This window comes from Dokdonella sp. (genome assembly GCF_041395345.1).
GTDB lineage: Bacteria > Pseudomonadota > Gammaproteobacteria > Xanthomonadales > Rhodanobacteraceae > Dokdonella.
The window spans coordinates 23,287-38,719 of record NZ_JAWLAR010000009.1 but is presented as its reverse complement, the minus strand read 5'-3'; the positions used below and the strand labels follow the sequence as shown (position 1 = coordinate 38,719).

General features: G+C 62.3%; 12 protein-coding genes. 6 read left to right on the top strand and 6 right to left on the bottom strand.

Annotated features, from left to right (window positions below; translation table 11 throughout):
- Positions 1 to 159 precede the first annotated feature (159 nt).
- Positions 160 to 1,890: a serine hydrolase gene (locus R3F00_RS09585; protein WP_371281560.1), complete on the top strand. Its 1,731-nt coding sequence runs from the start codon at positions 160 to 162 to the stop codon at positions 1,888 to 1,890.
- A gap of 64 nt (positions 1,891 to 1,954) precedes the next feature.
- On the opposite strand, the gene R3F00_RS09580 is transcribed toward R3F00_RS09585, so the two are convergent.
- Complete coding sequence (locus tag R3F00_RS09580) at positions 1,955 to 2,152, bottom strand: high-potential iron-sulfur protein (RefSeq protein WP_371281670.1); 198 nt, start codon at positions 2,150 to 2,152, stop codon at positions 1,955 to 1,957.
- Positions 2,153 to 2,698: 546 nt separating this feature from the next.
- Here R3F00_RS09580 and R3F00_RS09575 point away from each other — a divergent pair.
- The 3 genes from R3F00_RS09575 (at position 2,699) to R3F00_RS09565 (ending at position 7,005) form a co-directional block, all read left to right on the top strand.
- The gene (locus tag R3F00_RS09575) at positions 2,699 to 3,457 is read left to right on the top strand and encodes a helix-turn-helix domain-containing protein (RefSeq protein WP_371281559.1); all 759 of its coding nucleotides are present in this window, start codon (positions 2,699 to 2,701) and stop codon (positions 3,455 to 3,457) included.
- Positions 3,458 to 3,604: 147 nt separating this feature from the next.
- Entirely contained in the window at positions 3,605 to 5,908 is a 2,304-nt protein-coding gene (locus R3F00_RS09570) for a nitric-oxide reductase large subunit (protein ID WP_371281558.1), read from the top strand.
- Between the two features lie 2 nt (positions 5,909 to 5,910).
- Positions 5,911 to 7,005, top strand: a complete 1,095-nt coding sequence (locus R3F00_RS09565) for a PLP-dependent cysteine synthase family protein (protein ID WP_371281557.1) — start codon at positions 5,911 to 5,913, stop codon at positions 7,003 to 7,005.
- A gap of 33 nt (positions 7,006 to 7,038) precedes the next feature.
- Here R3F00_RS09565 and R3F00_RS09560 read toward each other — a convergent pair whose 3' ends face one another.
- From R3F00_RS09560 to R3F00_RS09545, 4 genes are all read right to left on the bottom strand, one after another.
- Complete coding sequence (locus tag R3F00_RS09560) at positions 7,039 to 7,884, bottom strand: sulfite exporter TauE/SafE family protein (protein WP_371281556.1); 846 nt, start codon at positions 7,882 to 7,884, stop codon at positions 7,039 to 7,041.
- A 534-nt stretch (positions 7,885 to 8,418) separates the two neighbouring features.
- A complete protein-coding gene (locus R3F00_RS09555) occupies positions 8,419 to 9,033 on the bottom strand; it encodes a MarC family protein (RefSeq protein WP_371281555.1) in 615 nt (204 codons plus the stop codon).
- Positions 9,034 to 9,170: 137 nt separating this feature from the next.
- The gene (locus R3F00_RS09550) at positions 9,171 to 9,770 is read right to left on the bottom strand and encodes a DUF1294 domain-containing protein (RefSeq protein ID WP_371281554.1); all 600 of its coding nucleotides are present in this window, start codon (positions 9,768 to 9,770) and stop codon (positions 9,171 to 9,173) included.
- Between the two features lie 96 nt (positions 9,771 to 9,866).
- Positions 9,867 to 10,343, bottom strand: a complete 477-nt coding sequence (locus tag R3F00_RS09545) for a DnrO protein (protein ID WP_371281553.1) — start codon at positions 10,341 to 10,343, stop codon at positions 9,867 to 9,869.
- A 205-nt stretch (positions 10,344 to 10,548) separates the two neighbouring features.
- Between R3F00_RS09545 and R3F00_RS09540 the strand changes: the two genes are divergently transcribed.
- Both R3F00_RS09540 and R3F00_RS09535 read left to right on the top strand, forming a co-directional pair.
- Positions 10,549 to 13,098: a cation-translocating P-type ATPase gene (locus R3F00_RS09540; protein ID WP_371281552.1), complete on the top strand. Its 2,550-nt coding sequence runs from the start codon at positions 10,549 to 10,551 to the stop codon at positions 13,096 to 13,098.
- Positions 13,095 to 14,486: an MBL fold metallo-hydrolase gene (locus R3F00_RS09535; protein ID WP_371281551.1), complete on the top strand. Its 1,392-nt coding sequence runs from the start codon at positions 13,095 to 13,097 to the stop codon at positions 14,484 to 14,486. The genes R3F00_RS09540 and R3F00_RS09535 overlap by 4 nt, the downstream gene beginning before the upstream one ends.
- A gap of 38 nt (positions 14,487 to 14,524) precedes the next feature.
- Here the strand turns inward: R3F00_RS09535 and R3F00_RS09530 are convergent, their stop codons facing one another.
- Positions 14,525 to 15,406, bottom strand: coding sequence for a TIGR00730 family Rossman fold protein (locus tag R3F00_RS09530; protein ID WP_371281669.1), 882 nt, complete (start codon positions 15,404 to 15,406; stop codon positions 14,525 to 14,527).
- Positions 15,407 to 15,433: the final 27 nt, after the last annotated feature.

Genomic DNA, 15,433 nt, shown 5'->3' with positions numbered 1-15,433 from the left:
CGCGCAGGCTCGCGAAGCGCTGGATTTCGAAACGATGACCTCGGGCGCGTACCCGACCGCTCTGCCCCCTCTCCCCCCGGGAGAGGGCCGGGGTGAGGGTACGCACCCCGCGCCACCCCCACCACCTGTCCGCGAAGTTTCTTTCAAAAGCGCGCTGACATGAACAGACCCATCCTTTCCCTGCTACTCCTCGTCTCGTTCGCAACGCCCGCGCAGGCTCGCGAAGCGCTGGAATTCGAAACGATGACCTCGGGCACCTACCGGAGCAACGTCGACTTCACGGCCTATGCCCCGCCGGCCGATGCCAAACCGCCCACGCACCGCTTCGAAGGGCGCCTGCAGATCAGCGGAAAGCCTTCGACGCGCACCCTCATCGCCAACCGCGACTATCTCGACGCCGCCGATATCGCCGTATCGAAAACCTGGCCCGCGGATTTCGACTACGCCTTTGTCCAGCACGGCGACGTGCTGATTCCGCAACAGCGCGGCCCGATCCGCAGTTCGCATGCCTGGTGGGAAGTGATCCTCGAACCCGGGCGCGTCTGGGACGAACCGGGCGACCACGGCTACACGCGCGCGGCGATCCCGTTCGCGCTGACCCAGAAGAACGCCAACTGCACGCACAACGGCGTGCTGATGATCCTGTTCGGCGATACCCACGTGCTCAAGCGCGCCGCGATGCAGATCGGCAGCGAAACCTGCCTCTACCTGCAGCGCGACATGTGGGGCTGGCTCGAGGCACGCTACACGCCGCAACCCGTCGCCAACGCCGATGCCCTGGTCGAGGCCTACCGACGCGAGGTCGCCGCGCGCCTGCCGACGAAACCCTTGTCCGAACTTGCCACCGATTACCCCGGCATCATTGTGCCGAACCTCATCACTGCAGCTGACAAGGCGCGCACGCGTCATGGGGTGGTGTTCGAGGGCACGCACTATGTGTCGAGTTGCTCGACGCGCCACGGTAACTATCCGTATTGCGACGAACTCGTGGTGCCGTCTTATTCCGTAGCCAAGTCGATGGTTGCCGGTGTAGCCCTGATGCGCATGGAGAAGCGTTTCCCGGGTACAGCGAAAAAGCCGATGAGTCCCCATGTGCCGGCGAGCGGTTGCCGTACCGAGGCCTGGAAGGACGTCGAGCTGCTGGATCTGCTCGACATGAGCACGGGTCACTACGATTCATCGGCCTACATGGCCGACGAAGACGCGGCCAGGATTGTCCCGTTCTTTGATGCAACCCGCTACGCGCACAAACTCGCCTTCAGTTGCGAAGCCTACCCTCGCGCCAGCGAGCCCGGTAGCCAATGGGTCTACCACACGCCGGATACGTATCTGCTCGGCGTGGCGCTAGCCAACGTGCTCAGGCAGCAAACTGGCGAGCCCGCCAGCGACATCTTTCGCGATGTCGTCGAGGCCGACATCTACGCACCACTGCAGCTAAGCCCGACTGCGCGCACGACACGCCGCACCTACGATGTCGATGCGCAGCCATTCTTCGGATGGGGCCTGTTTCTGCATGCCGACGACATCGCGAAAATCGGCCAATTCCTCGGCCCTGACCATGGTCGCATCGACGGCACACCCCTGCTCGATGACACGCTGCTCGACCAGGCCATGCAACGCGACCCGCAGCACCGCGGACTACAAGCCGCCCATCTTGCAAAATTCCGCTACCAGCACGGATTCTGGGCGCGCGACCTGCAAGAGGAACTGGGTTGCGACCAGCCGACCTGGGTGCCCTTCATGTCGGGCTTCGGTGGCATCCTCGTCGTCCTGCTGCCGAACGGCGCCATCTGGTACAGCGTTGCCGATGACGGCGAATTGTCCTCGATCAACTTCGCAAAGCCTGCCATCGAACTGGCCAGGCTGGGAAGCATCTGCGCTGCGCCGTGATCACCCATGAAAACGGCCCGCGATCAGGCGGGCCGTTGCCGTGAGCATTAGTGGATACGAGGACTCAGGCTTTCGCAGCCCAGGCCGAACACCATCCCTTCGGTTCCACCGAGAAGCCGGCGAACAGCGTGCAGCCCTTCGTGTCGGGGTGGAAGAACTGGCAGTTTGCGCAATCGCTTCCGGCCTTGTAGTTCGGTGCGGTGGCCTTGCTCGCATCGGTCGTATATTTCAGCGCGGCTGCCTGCGCATTCGATTCGGGCAGGGGCGGCAGGTCGGCGGCGTGGGCTGGCTGACGCAGCGCCTGTCCAATCAGCGGCAGACTGCCGAGGGCAACGGCACTGGAAACGAGAAAGCGACGGCGGTTCTTGTCGGGTGCGTTCATGAGATTCTCCTGGGCGAAAACGATGACGGGATTCTACTGCTTGACCCGCGAACGATGTCTTGACGCGAATCAATCCTGTTTCGATTCGACATCTTTTGAGCAGGATTTCCGAACGCGAGTTTTCGCGCAGGCACTCCGTTCAGTCGGCTCTCGCATTCCCTTGCGATCGTTGTCGGGCATGGTTCATTGCCTGCCGGGCATTTTCACGGAGATTTTCGGAAGTCTCCTCCATCCAGCACTTTCCGGTGCTCCAGCCCAAACCGGGCAGCTTCCATCCGCAATCTCCGCGCAATCCGCTGGCCCGGGTTCGAATGGATTTCACGCAAGCATGACCACCTGCGTATGATTCCGCTTGCCTGCATCCCGGACATCCCTGGGGTGGGGCGATCTGCCGCATCGCTGATAATGGGGAATGTGCCGGTGACCATGAGCAGTACCCGACCAACAGGACGCCTGCCTGCGTTTGATCCTGAAGCCGGCGATGGCGACGAGCTGAATTTCTGCTCGACCTGCGCATTCGGAGAAGTGTGCCTGCCCGGTGGATTCGACAAGCCGGCGCTGAAGGATTTGCATTGCCTGGTCGAGCACGTCGGGCCGTACCGTGCCGGCGACAGCATTTTTCGCGTGAGCGAGCCGTTCGAGTCAATCTTCGCGGTGCGGGCGGGCACCGTGAAAACCTGCACGGTCGATGAGGAGGGCAGGGAGCAGGTGCTGGGTTTCCATCTGCCTGGTGAGATGGTCGGGCTCAACGCAATCCATCCGGCCCGCTATCCCTGCGATGCCATTGCGCTCGATACGGTCTACTTGTGTCGATTTTCATTCCCTGCGCTGGCGATGCTCGCGACACGCTTGCCGGGCATACAGCAGCAGCTGTTTCGCCTTCTCAGCGCTGATATCGGCAAGGCTGCCTTGCTCGCCAGCGACTACAGCGCGAATGAACGAATGGCCGCCTTTCTGATCCTGCTGGCCGATCGCTATGCGGCGCGCGGATTCTCGGCGACCCGCTTTCGATTGAGCATGGCGCGTGGCGACATCGCCAACCATTTGCGCCTGGCCGCCGAGACCGTGAGTCGCGTGCTTCGACGCTTTCAGGATCAGGGCCTGATCAAGGTTGAAGAGCGTGACGTCGAATTGCTGGACTCCCCTCAGCTGAGAAAAATGGCGCGTTGCATCCTGCACGGCTGATCCCGCCCGTGGCCATTGCCGGAAAACCACTCGGCAAGTCATGACGCCGCTGCCACCTCGCAGGTGCGCGTTGGCTTGATCCAGATCATGGCCGGATTTCCGGAGTGGCATGACAATTGGACATCTTCCTGATTGGGGAATTGCGTCATGTCCACTACCCGCCGCCTCTGGATCGCGCTCGGCATTCTGCTGGGTGTGACCTTTGCCGTACTGCTCTGGATGGGCAACGAAATCCATCGCAGTGCGCCACCCATGCCCGAGCGTGTCGTGACCGCGTCCGGACAGGTCCTGTTTACCCGCGCCGATCTGGAAACCGGACGCCAGGTCTGGCAGTCCTTCGGTGGTCAGCAACTCGGATCGATCTGGGGGCACGGTGCTCTGGTCGCCCCGGACTGGAGTGCCGACTGGCTGCATCGCGAGTCGATGGCCCTGCTCGACATGTGGGCAAGACGCGATCACGCCGCTGCGTACGATGAACTGGATGTGCCGCGACAGGACGCACTGAAGGCGCGCCTGCGCGCCGAGATGCGCACGAACAGCTACGACCCGAACACCGACACGATGACCGTCTCGGAGGATCGAGCGCTCGCCATCTCCAACGTAGCTGCGCATTACGCAAGCCTGTTCAGCAACGATCCGGCTACACAGAAGCTGCGCGAAGGCTATGCCATGCGCAACGACACCGTCCCTGACCTTGAACACCGGCAAAAACTGGCCGGATTCTTTTTCTGGACCAGCTGGGCGGCATCGACCGAACGACCCGACAGCAAGATTACCTACACCAGCAACTGGCCCTACGAGCCCCTGATCGGCAACTCGCCGACACCGGGATCCTTCATGTGGACGGTTTTCAGCGTGCTCTTCATGATCGCCGGCATCGGCTTGCTGGCCTGGCACTACGCGGTCTGGCACAGCAAGGAGCCGCATCTGACGCCGCCGGCCAGGGACCCGCTGGCAGGCATCACGGTGACTCCGTCGATGCGCGCGACGGCAAAATACTTCTGGGTGGTGCTGGCCCTGGTGCTGGTGCAGATCCTGCTCGGTGCGATCACGGCGCACTATCAGGTCGAAGGCCAGCAGTTCTATGGCTTCGATATCTCGAAGATCCTGCCGTACTCGCTGACGCGCTCCTGGCACACCATGCTGGCCGTGTTGTGGATCGCCACCGCCTGGCTGGCAACCGGTCTGTATATCGGTCCCGCCGTGTCCGGACACGAGCCGAAGTACCAGGTACTCGGCGTCAATATTCTCTGGTGCTGTCTGCTGATCATCGTAGTCGGTGCGTTTGCCGGACAGTGGTTCGCGGTCATGCAGAAGCTGGGCTTGGCCAACAATTTCTGGTTTGGCCATCAGGGTTGGGAATATGTCGATCTCGGTCGCTTTTGGCAGATCTTCCTGTTTGTCGGCCTGCTGCTCTGGCTCGGTCTGGTCGGTCGCGCACTCTGGCCCGCGCTGAAGCGCAAGGACGAGATGTCCTCGATCGTCGGTCTGTTGTTCCTCTCGACCATCGCCATCGCACTGTTCTATGGCGCCGGCCTGATGTGGGGCGAGCACACGCACATATCGATGGTCGAGTACTGGCGCTGGTGGGTCGTGCATCTCTGGGTCGAAGGTTTCTTCGAGGTGTTCGCAGTCGCCGTGATCAGCTTCCTGTTCGTCAAGCTCGGGCTGGTGCGCGGAAAGACGGCCACCGTCAATGTGTTGTTCGCGACCTTCGTGTTCATGGCGGGCGGCGTGCTTGGCACCTTCCATCACCTCTACTTCGCCGGTACCACGGTCGGCGTGATCGCACTCGGGGCGTCGTTCTCGGCGCTTGAAGTGGTGCCCCTGGCCCTGATCGGCATGGAAGCCTACGAGACCTGGTCGCATGGCCGATCCACCGACTGGATGCAGCGCTACCGCTGGCCGATCATGTTCTTCCTCGCGGTTTCGTTCTGGAACCTGGTCGGGGCCGGATTGTTCGGATTTCTCATCAACACCCCGCTGGCGCTCTACTACATGCAGGGTCTGAACCTGACCCCGCTGCACGGGCATACCGCCTTGTTCGGCGTCTACGGCATGCTCGGCCTGGGACTGATGCTGTTCTGCCTGCGCGGATTGAAGCCCGACCTGTACTGGAACGAGGGATGGCTGCGCACATCGTTCTGGTCACTCAACATCGGCCTCGCGCTGATGGCCATCCTGACCCTGCTCCCGCTCGGGGTGCTGCAACTCTCGGCTGCTCTGGAACACGGCTACTGGTTTGCGCGATCCGCCGAGTTCATGACCCAGCCGATCATCCATCTGCTAGTCTGGATGCGAGTTCCTGGAGACACCATCTTTGCTATCGGTGCCTTGTTGTTCAGCTGGTTTGTCGCCCGCCTGTGGATCAGGCCGCGCCGCGAGAAATCAGCCTCCAGAGCTGATGGCACGGTACCCGCCACGGCAGTGCTGGCAAAGAAGGTCGACTGATGGTGAAACGAAATACTGGCGGCACGAAGCTCGAGAATCGTGCCTGGGTCAACGACGCACTCGGGCGGCTCGAAAAGGAGGCCGCCCGATCCGCGGATACGCATCTGTTGCACCTGACCTTCGACGGATTTCCGGGAATCGATTTCTACTTCAAGGACGAAGCCGCACATGCATCGGGCAGCCTCAAGCACCGGCTGGCGCGCTCGCTGTATCTGTATGCGCTATGCAACGGCCGTTTGCGAAAGGATCAGGCCGTGGTCGATGCCTCGTCCGGGAGCACCGCGATTTCCGAGGCCTGGTTCGCACGCCTGCTCGACCTCAGGTTCACGGCAGTCATGCCGGCATCCACTTCGCCGGCCAAGATTCGGGACGTGCAGGCGCTCGGGGGTCTGTGCGATCTGGTCGAGGATGCCGGCCAGGTGCACGCGCGTGCGCGCGAACATGCTGCGAAGGGTGCCTGTCATCTTGACCAGTTTGGCCTTGCCGAACGCGCGACCGACTGGCGCGGCAACAACAATATCGCCGAGTCGATCATTGGTCAGCTCTGCAAGGAGACCCACCCTGAACCAAGCTGGATCGTCTGCGGCGCCGGCACGGGCGGTACGTCGGCCACGATCGGGCGATATCTGCGTTACCGTCGACTGCCAACGCGACTGTGTGTCGCCGAGCCCATGGGCGGCGCGTTCGCGGAAGCCTGGCGCACCGGCGACCGCTCCGTGCGGGCCAGCCGCGCGACCCTGATCGAAGGCATCGGGCGCTCCGAAGTCGAACCGGGCTTTCTGTTCGAGATAGTCGACAAGGTTTTCGAAGTGGACGACGCTGCTTCCATTGCCGCTGCCTGGCTGCTCGAGATCCTGCTCGGACACCGCTACGGCGGATCATCCGGCACGAACTTCATTGCCTGCCTGCAACTGGCCACGGAAATGCGCAAACGCGGTGAAACAGGAAGCATCGTGACTTTGCTCTGCGACCGCGGCGAACGCTATCGCGAAACCCTGTTCGACATCGACTGGCTGGCGGCGCACGGCATCGAGCTTGCGCCATGGCGGCATGCGCTCAAATGGGCCATCGAAAGAGGCGAGTGGAAGCTGCCGTAGGCTCGCCGGTATCCGCACGCAATGCCGTAGTGATCAGGTTGCCAGCTTGATCAGCGTCAGCGCGCCCATGAGCATCGTGACGACGCCGATGATGGTTCTGAGCAAGTCCTCTCTGACCACGCTGATGGCAAAGACCGAAAACGGAACCGACAGCAATGCTCCGGCACACATCGGCACGAACAGGATCAGGTTCAGCTGCTCGCCCTGGGCCAGAAACAGGGTCACGGCGAGCAGGCAGGTGAAAGCCTCTGCAAACGAAGTGATGCCGATGGATGCCTTGCCGCTGACGCCGCTGAGAATCTGTCCGCTGGTCACCAGCGGACCGTAGCCACCGCCACTCACAGCCTTGTTGAACGAGGCGACGGCTGCCAGCAGAACCATCTTCCAGCGCCGGTATTCGATATGACGCCTTGAATGAAGTAACACAAAGAATCCGGATGCGAGGATGATGATGCCCACGCCAAGATTGAGCGAATCCTTGGGCAGGTTCAGGGCCAAAGCCACACCGACACTGACCCCGGCGACACTGCCCGCAGCGAGGATTGCCGCGGGAAGAAAGTCGCGTCCACGGAAGCCGAGTTGCACGTTGCGGATCTCGTTGTGAAAAAAGGACGCCGTAAGACCGCTCAGGAGTTCGGACATCAGAACAGTCGGGACGATGTCATGCGCGTCATATCCCAGCAGGAGCAAGGTTGGAGTCAGGATCGTCCCGTAGCCCATACCCAAGCCGCTGTCGACAAGTTCGCAAGCGAAGCACAAGGCGAAAATCAGCAATGCGTCGACCGGATCGATGCCGCCGTGCACGGCTATCGACACGGCAAACGCGACCAGGACCAGAATGATCCAGGCCAAACTCTTCTTCAGGTATTCAGGACTCAAGACCAGCCTCCAGAAGATCAAGAAGCGACCCGCTTTGACTTTCCCGGTGAACGTCGCCAAGTGCGGGCGATGAAGATCGTAGCGGATATGGATCGTCCCGAGAGGCCGCTGTCGGTACTCGCCGTGTGAATAAGCAAACGGGATTCCGGCATAAGCATTTGGCAGAACCCGAAGTGTCACGCATTCATCGAAAATGCTTCGGCTCTCGGCCGCGCCCCGGAACTTGCGATACTGCCTTGCCGTTTCCTCCCGGAAGCAGGGCCTATGGCGCGTTGAGCGTAGCTCTGAATTCGAGTGTCCCCGCATGGGGTGGCACGAGACCGAATCAAGTGATCAGGCCGAACCCGAATTGCAATCCGAAGCCTCGAGGACGCGATGGTCAACCTGACAGCAGTCGAGATCAGAAGCCTTCGAAGTGTATTCCGGGGCAGGGATCATTGAGACGCGGACTCCCCGAATCACATCGAGCGTGCGCCGTGGCCACAAGCGTACAAGCCCGCCACCAAAAGAGGACTGCAATCCGCACCTGCATCGTCAGGGAGCCGGTCCGATCCACTGACCGACGCCGAGCGCATTCATGACGAACTCCACGGATAGCGCCGCAACGATGATGCCCATGACCCTGGTCAGGATCGAGGCTCCATTCACGCCCAGGATCTTGATGATCCGCGTGGAAAGCAAAAGCAGCAGCAGGGTGATGGTGAGGATGCCGACCGTGATCAGTGCCGTCCCCACCTGCACGGAAACAGGATGTACGTGGTTGTCGGTCATCAGGATGACGGCCAGGATTGCTCCTGGCGTTGCCGTGGCAGGAATGGCCAGCGGGAATACGGCGATGTCGTGCTCGGGCTCGGTTGTGGACGTTTGATTTCCCGAGCCGAAAATCATCTGCAATCCAAACAGGAAGAGAATGATGCCGCCGCTGAGCTGGAATGAAACCAGCCGGATACCCATGGCGGTCAGAATGATCTGGCCCACCACGATCGAGCCCAGCAAAACCGTGCCGGCGTAGAGCACGGTCTTGATCGCTGTCCGCCGTCGCTGTGCCGAAGTCTGGTGTGCCGTCAGCGCCGTGAACAGCGCCATCGTTCCGATCGGATCGATGGTGGCCCAGATGATCAGCGCATCCTGTAGGTACTTTTCGAGCATGACGATCCTGTTTCCAGAGCACCATCAAACCAGACTTGATCGACGTCGTCCATGATCTTGTACCTGGCGTATCAATGCCGCTTGTTGAGCTGATCGGGTTGCGCGATTTGCGGGAGTTGCGGGAGCCCGATTGCGTCCTAAGCCAGCATGTTGAGCCTGCCGCTCTGGATCAACCAGGCGAGCGCCCCGACATTGAGTGCGACGACCAACCAGAACGCGATCTGGAATGACAGCTTGCGGGTCTTGTGGCGGAAGGTGCCTTGCGCGATCAGGGCGCCGGGCCAGCCGCACAGCAGTTCCAGCGCGTGCAGGGTGCTTTCGGGGGTGCGCTGACGATCGGTTCGCGCGGCCGACTTGTCGAGGCCATAGGCGAAAAACGCGATCAGGCTCATGCCGATGTAAGCGAGGGTGACGACCAGCGGTATTTTGCCGCCGTAAGTGGCGATGGCCATTGCCAGCAGCACGATGACACCCAGGCTTCGGCGCGGAAACCAGCGGCCATTCCTGCGCGTAGCGGTGGTGCGCGCAACAACAACATGTCGGACCCGCGCCGCATTCAATCGCTGCCGCTGGTCCTTGATCGGCTCGTAGGAAATGAGATCGCCCTCAACCGGTCGACGGCCGCGATTCTCGAAGGCCTTCACGTGGACAAAGGCGCGTTCGCCACCACCGTTGGGCGTGACAAACCCGTAGCCTTTCTCGTCATCCCAGTTCGTTACGCGTCCCACGTAGCGCATCAGCCCGTCTTCCCTGTGGCGAATTCAGGAGTGAAGCCGATTGTGTAGCCCGTATCCGGCACACTCAACCGGGTCCGGCGAGTACGGCGTCGTGCGTCAGTGGCCGGCGTGTTCCGCGCTGGTTCCCGGCAACGGCCAATCCGGATCGATGAAACGGTGCGGATAGTCATCCACGGCCTTGCGCATGCTGGCCAATGCGGCCATGTCCTTCGGATCCTTGTCGAACGAGTTAACGGCGTCGAGCAAGGGCACGAGGATGGCGTGCAAGGCGGCGTCGGCATCGGTCGGGAGTTTGCAGTTCGCAAACAGATAGTCGATGGACGACTGGATTTCGTCGACCTTTTCCACGGCGATGGATTCCGGCATGTGTCCCATCTCGTAGTGGCGCAGCTCGTTCAGTGCCTGGTGGATGCGGCCCATGCCTTCGCGCAAGGGGGCGTCCGTTTCAAACCTCCGAGCCGGATTCGCGGTCGCCGCAGTTGCGAGCGTCTGGCCGTCATGTTCGTGTTCGTGCCGAGCCTGCGCAGCCGGGCAAGCAAGCGGGACCAGCAGGGCAAGGATGAAGGCTTTCAACGTGATCTCCCAGAGGCGCGCCGGTTTGACTTGCGGACAGAATAGGGCGACTTGCCTGTCGATACACTGACTCAGGTCAAGAGGCTGCTGCACGGACTCGTGCGACGCTAAGGCTGGACGGCTTCCACCGCCGCGATGGCTCACCACGGAGAGTTCGGATGTCGGCATCGGGAATGCTGTCACACCAGACCGGCACAAGGGGCCCATGACCCCGACGCGGCCGCCACGCAACGTCAACCTGCAGGGTCTCAGCGCTGCGGAAGCGCAGGCACGTCTGCAGCGCGATGGCCCGAACCTGCTACCGGGTTCGACGCCGCGGTCCCTGCTGGCGATCGTCATCGGCGTGCTGATCGAACCGATGTTCCTGATGTTGCTCGTCGCCGGCAGCATTTATCTCGCCCTGGGTGATCGTGCAGAGGCCATGTTCCTGCTCTCTGCTGTCTTCCTGGTCATTGGCATCACCCTGGCACAGGAACGCAAGACCCAGCGCGCCCTCGAGTCCCTGCGGGATCTTTCCGCACCGCGAGCGCTGGTGCTGCGCGATGGCGAGGAAATCCGCATCCCCGGCCGCGAAGTGGTCGTTGGCGACCTGCTCGTGCTGCACGAGGGTGATCGCGTTGCCGCGGATGCTGTCCTGCGCGACGGACAACTCGATGCCAACGAATCCCTGTTGACCGGCGAGGCGGTACCCGTTGCCAAGCTTCCGGGGGAAAAGACCGGTGCGTTGTTTGCCAGCACGCTGGTGACACGGGGTGTCGGCGTGGCGGAAGTCATCGCTTCCGGCGCGTCAACGGCGGTCGGAAAGATCGGCGAAGCCCTTGCCGCAACCCGCGAGCCGGATTCCGGTCTGCAAAAGGCATCGCGAGGTTTGATACTCAATCTGAGCCTGGCTGGCCTGGCGATTGCGGCGGTCTACGTATTGCTGAACTGGCTGTGGGACGACCACGGCCTGCTCGAGAGCTTCCTCTCGGGAATCGCGCTGACCATGGCGATCCTGCCCGAGGAAATTCCGGTCATTCTCACGGTATTCCTGGCCCTCGGCGCCTGGCGCATCTCGCAGCGCAAGGTGCTGACGCGCCGCGTGCCGGCGGTCGAGGCGCTCGGCGCCATTTCGGTGTTGGCGGTCGACAAGACTGGCACACTGACCCAGAACCGCATGCAGATTGCGGAACTTGACGTGGAGGGCGCGAGCTTTCGCGATGCCGGTGCGAGCGACCTGCCCGAGTCGTTTCACGAACTGGTCGAGTTCGCCATGCTGGCGACGCCGCTCGATCCCTTCGACCCGATGGAGAAAGCCATTCAGGCATTCGGGCTGCGCTGGCTGCAAGGAACCGAGCACGTGCATGCCGAATGGTCGCCCGAATTCGAGTACGCGTTGTCGCCGCAGATCCTCGCCATGACGCGCGTGTTTCGCGCCGATGCGCCCGATCAGCATCTGCTCGCGACCAAGGGCGCGCCCGAGGCGGTGATCGACCTGTGCCATCTCGACAGCGACAACGCCCGGGCCATTCTCGATCGCGTCGAGGCGATGGCCAAGCGCGGACTGCGCGTACTCGGGGTCGCCCGCGGTCGCTGGAAAGGCGACACGCCCCCACGCAACCAGCACGACTTCTCCTACCAGTTTCTCGGCCTGCTCGGCTTCATCGACCCGCCAAGGGCCGATGCGGCGGCAGCCATCGCCGAATGCCGAGGCGCCGGCATTCGCATCCTCATGCTGACCGGCGACCATCCGGCCACGGCGCGGGCCATTGCGCGCCAGGTCGGCTTGAGCGAACGCCCCGAGGTGATTACCGGCACCGAGATCGAAGCCCTGGACGATGCGGCGCTGAGTGACCGCCTGCGTCACGTCGATCTCTGCGCACGCTTGCAGCCGATTCAGAAACTGCGCCTTGTCGAATTGTTGCGCAAGAACGGCGATGTGGTCGCCATGACCGGCGATGGCGTCAATGATGCGCCGGCGCTGAAAGCCGCCGACGTGGGCATCGCCATGGGCGAGCGTGGCACCGACGTCGCCCGTGAAGCAGCTGCGCTGGTCCTGCTCGATGACAGCTTCGCCAGCATCGTAGCCGCGATCCGACAGGGTCGGCGCATCTACGACAACATCACCAAGGCGACCCGCTTCGTGTTCGCTGTGCACGTGCCGATCATCGCCCTGGCCCTGGTGCCAACCCTGCTGCACTGGCCGGCCTTGCTGATGCCCGTGCACATCGTACTGCTTGAACTGCTGATCGACCCGGCCTGCTCGATCGTGTTCGAAGCCGAACCCGAAGCCGCCGACACGATGACGCGCCCACCGCGCAAGCTTGATGATTCGCCGTTTGCACTGCGCCATATAGGCCCGGCAATCTTGCAGGGCATGGGTTTCGCCGTGCTGATTCTGGTCGGGTTCGGAGCGATGCTGCACATCGGCATGCTCGCCACCCAGGCCCGCACCGGCGTCTTCATTGCCCTGGTGACCGGACTGTTTTTGCTGATCCTCGCGAATCGCCAGCCATCGACTGCGCTGCTTGCCCGCCAGCGCCCGGGGAATCGCTGGTTGCCGCGCATGTTCTTCGGCATGGTTGGCGTGCTCGTTCTCGCTATCGCCGTTCCGTTTTTGTCGAGGATCATGCAGTTGAGTGTTCCGACCGCAGCGACGCTCGGCTTCGTGCTTGCCATGCTGGGCCTGACCGTCGCATGGTTGGAGAGCATGCGCTGGATAGGGCGCATTGCAAGCCGACGCAAAGGTCCTGCTACCGTCATGGAAATCCGATGATCATCTACAGTTGCCACGGTGCCGCCAAGCAAGTCACCGGATCCTGTCATCTTCTGGAGTGCAATGAGCAACGCGTACTGATCGATTGCGGATTGATCCAGGGCAGCCGCACGGCCGAGCAGGCCAACCGCGAAGACTTCGGATTCGACCCCGCATCCATCGATGCCGTATTGCTGACCCACGCGCATCTGGATCATTGCGGACGCCTTCCGTTGCTGGTGAAGCGCGGTTTTCGCGGGCGAATCCTGGCAACCGCGGCAACCCGCGAGTTGGCGCATGTGGTCCTTCTGGATGCCGCAGGCCTGCAGGAAGAAGACGCGCGTCGCGCACAGGGCAGGCAGCGAAATGGCGAAGCCGTCGAGCCGCCCCTGTACACGGTGCAGGATGCCCGCCAGGTGATGGATCTGTTCGCCGATGACGTGGTCTATGGCGAAACCATCCAGGTCGCCCCGGGCATCACTGCCCGATTCCTCGATGCCGGACATATTCTTGGTTCGGCATCGATCCTGATCGAAGTCGATGACGGAAGCCTGCAGCGGCGCCTCGTCTTTTCCGGCGATCTGGGCAATCCGAACCGGCCCATCGTGCGCGACCCGATGCCCGCTCCCGCAGCGGACTACGTGATCATGGAGAGCACCTACGGCGACCGACCGCATCGTTCGGTTCCCGACTCGGTCGAGGAGCTCTATCAGGCGATTCGCGAAACGACGGGACGCCACGGCAATGTCATCATCCCGACATTCGCCCTCGAGCGCACGCAGGAAATCCTCTACTACCTGCACATCGGCATCCGCACCGGTGCCGTGCCCGGGCACCTGCGCATCTTCCTCGATTCGCCGATGGCCATCTCCGCCACGGAAATCTTCCGCCGGCATCCGGAATGCTTCGATCTCGATTTCGTCGGGGAGCTCGAACACGGCGATCCGTTCGACATGCCCGGGCTTCACTTCACTCGCGAGACCAGCGAGTCGATGGCGATCAACACCATCCAGAGCGGAGCGGTGATCCTCGCCGGTTCGGGCATGTGCAACGGCGGTCGCGTACGCCACCACCTGAAGCACAATCTGTGGCGCGAGCGCTGCAGCATCGTCTTCGTCGGCTATGCTGCCGAAGGCACCCCGGCACGCCGTATTGTCGACGGCGCCGAAAGCGTGCGTCTGTTCAACAGCGATGTTCCGGTACGGGCCCAGGTATGGACCATTAACGGTTTCTCGGCACACGCCGGTCAGCCGAGCCTGATCGATTGGCTGGGCGATGCGCCCCGACGCAAGGTGTTTCTCGTGCACGGCGAGGTCGATCGCGGCATGGGCCGCCTGCATGATGTGCTGACCGAGCGGGGCTTCTCCTGTCAGCTACCCGGCATGCACGAGCCGATCAAGATCGACTGAAATCAGCTACGCGCATCCGGCCGCCCTCCAGAGGACACTCAAGGGGCGTTATCCACGCTATCGGCATCAGAGGCTGGCGCAGCGCCATGGAAGTCGGCGAGCACGGCGACAATTTCCTCGGCACGGTCGACGCGTGTGAACAGGTCAAGGTCAGCCTTGCTGATGAAACCTTCCTCGACGAGGTAGTCGAAGTCGATCACGCGCTGCCAGAATTCGCGACCGACCAGGACGATCGGTATGCGCGGCATCTTGCCTGTCTGCACCAGGGTCAACACGTCGAGCAATTCATCAAGCGTGCCGAAGCCGCCGGGAAATGCGACCAGTCCGCGTGCGCGCATCAGGAAATGCATCTTGCGCAGCGCGAAATAGTGGAAGCGGAATGCCAGCTCGGGGCTGATGTAGGGGTTCGGCCGCTGCTCGTGCGGCAGGATGATGTTCAGGCCGATCGAACGCGCGCCGGCCTCGTAGGCGCCGCGATTGGCTGCCTCCATGATGCCTGGCCCGCCGCCGGTGACAACCACGAAGTCGCGACGGCCTGCCTGCTGGAAACGAGTCGAGACAAGGTGGCTGAAACGCCGCGCTTCTTCGTAGTAGACCGATTGGGACAAGCGGCGCCTGGCGGTTGCAATCCGGGCCGCCGCATCCGGGCCGTTACCGGCAGGGCCTTGTGCAGAAGCTTGCGCAGCTTCCAGCTCGGCTCTGGCGTCTGCCTCGGAGGCTATACGTGCACTGCCGAATACCACGACCGTCGAGGCAATGCCCTGCTCACGCAGGTCGTGCTCGGGCTTGAGCAACTCAAGCTGCAGACGCAGTGGGCGCAGATCGTCGCTGTTGAGAAATTCGGCATCATCCTGGGGCAGACGATAGGCCGCCCCGCGCATGATTGCCTGTTGCATCGCTTCGAGTTCGGCAGGGTCGATCATGGCGGCTCGGTCCCGGTTCGGGTG

Bases quoted from the DNA above. Each gene is read 5' to 3' on its own strand.
- R3F00_RS09575 (WP_371281559.1), top strand. From the start codon at position 2,699: ATGAGCAGTACCCGACCAACAGGACGCCTGCCTGCGTTTGATCCTGAA.
- R3F00_RS09535 (WP_371281551.1), top strand. From the start codon at position 13,095: ATGATCATCTACAGTTGCCACGGTGCCGCCAAGCAAGTCACCGGATCC.
- R3F00_RS09570 (WP_371281558.1), top strand. From the start codon at position 3,605: ATGTCCACTACCCGCCGCCTCTGGATCGCGCTCGGCATTCTGCTGGGT.
- R3F00_RS09550 (WP_371281554.1), bottom strand. From the start codon at position 9,770: ATGCGCTACGTGGGACGCGTAACGAACTGGGATGACGAGAAAGGCTAC.
- R3F00_RS09585 (WP_371281560.1), top strand. From the start codon at position 160: ATGAACAGACCCATCCTTTCCCTGCTACTCCTCGTCTCGTTCGCAACG.
- R3F00_RS09555 (WP_371281555.1), bottom strand. From the start codon at position 9,033: ATGCTCGAAAAGTACCTACAGGATGCGCTGATCATCTGGGCCACCATC.
- R3F00_RS09540 (WP_371281552.1), top strand. From the start codon at position 10,549: ATGACCCCGACGCGGCCGCCACGCAACGTCAACCTGCAGGGTCTCAGC.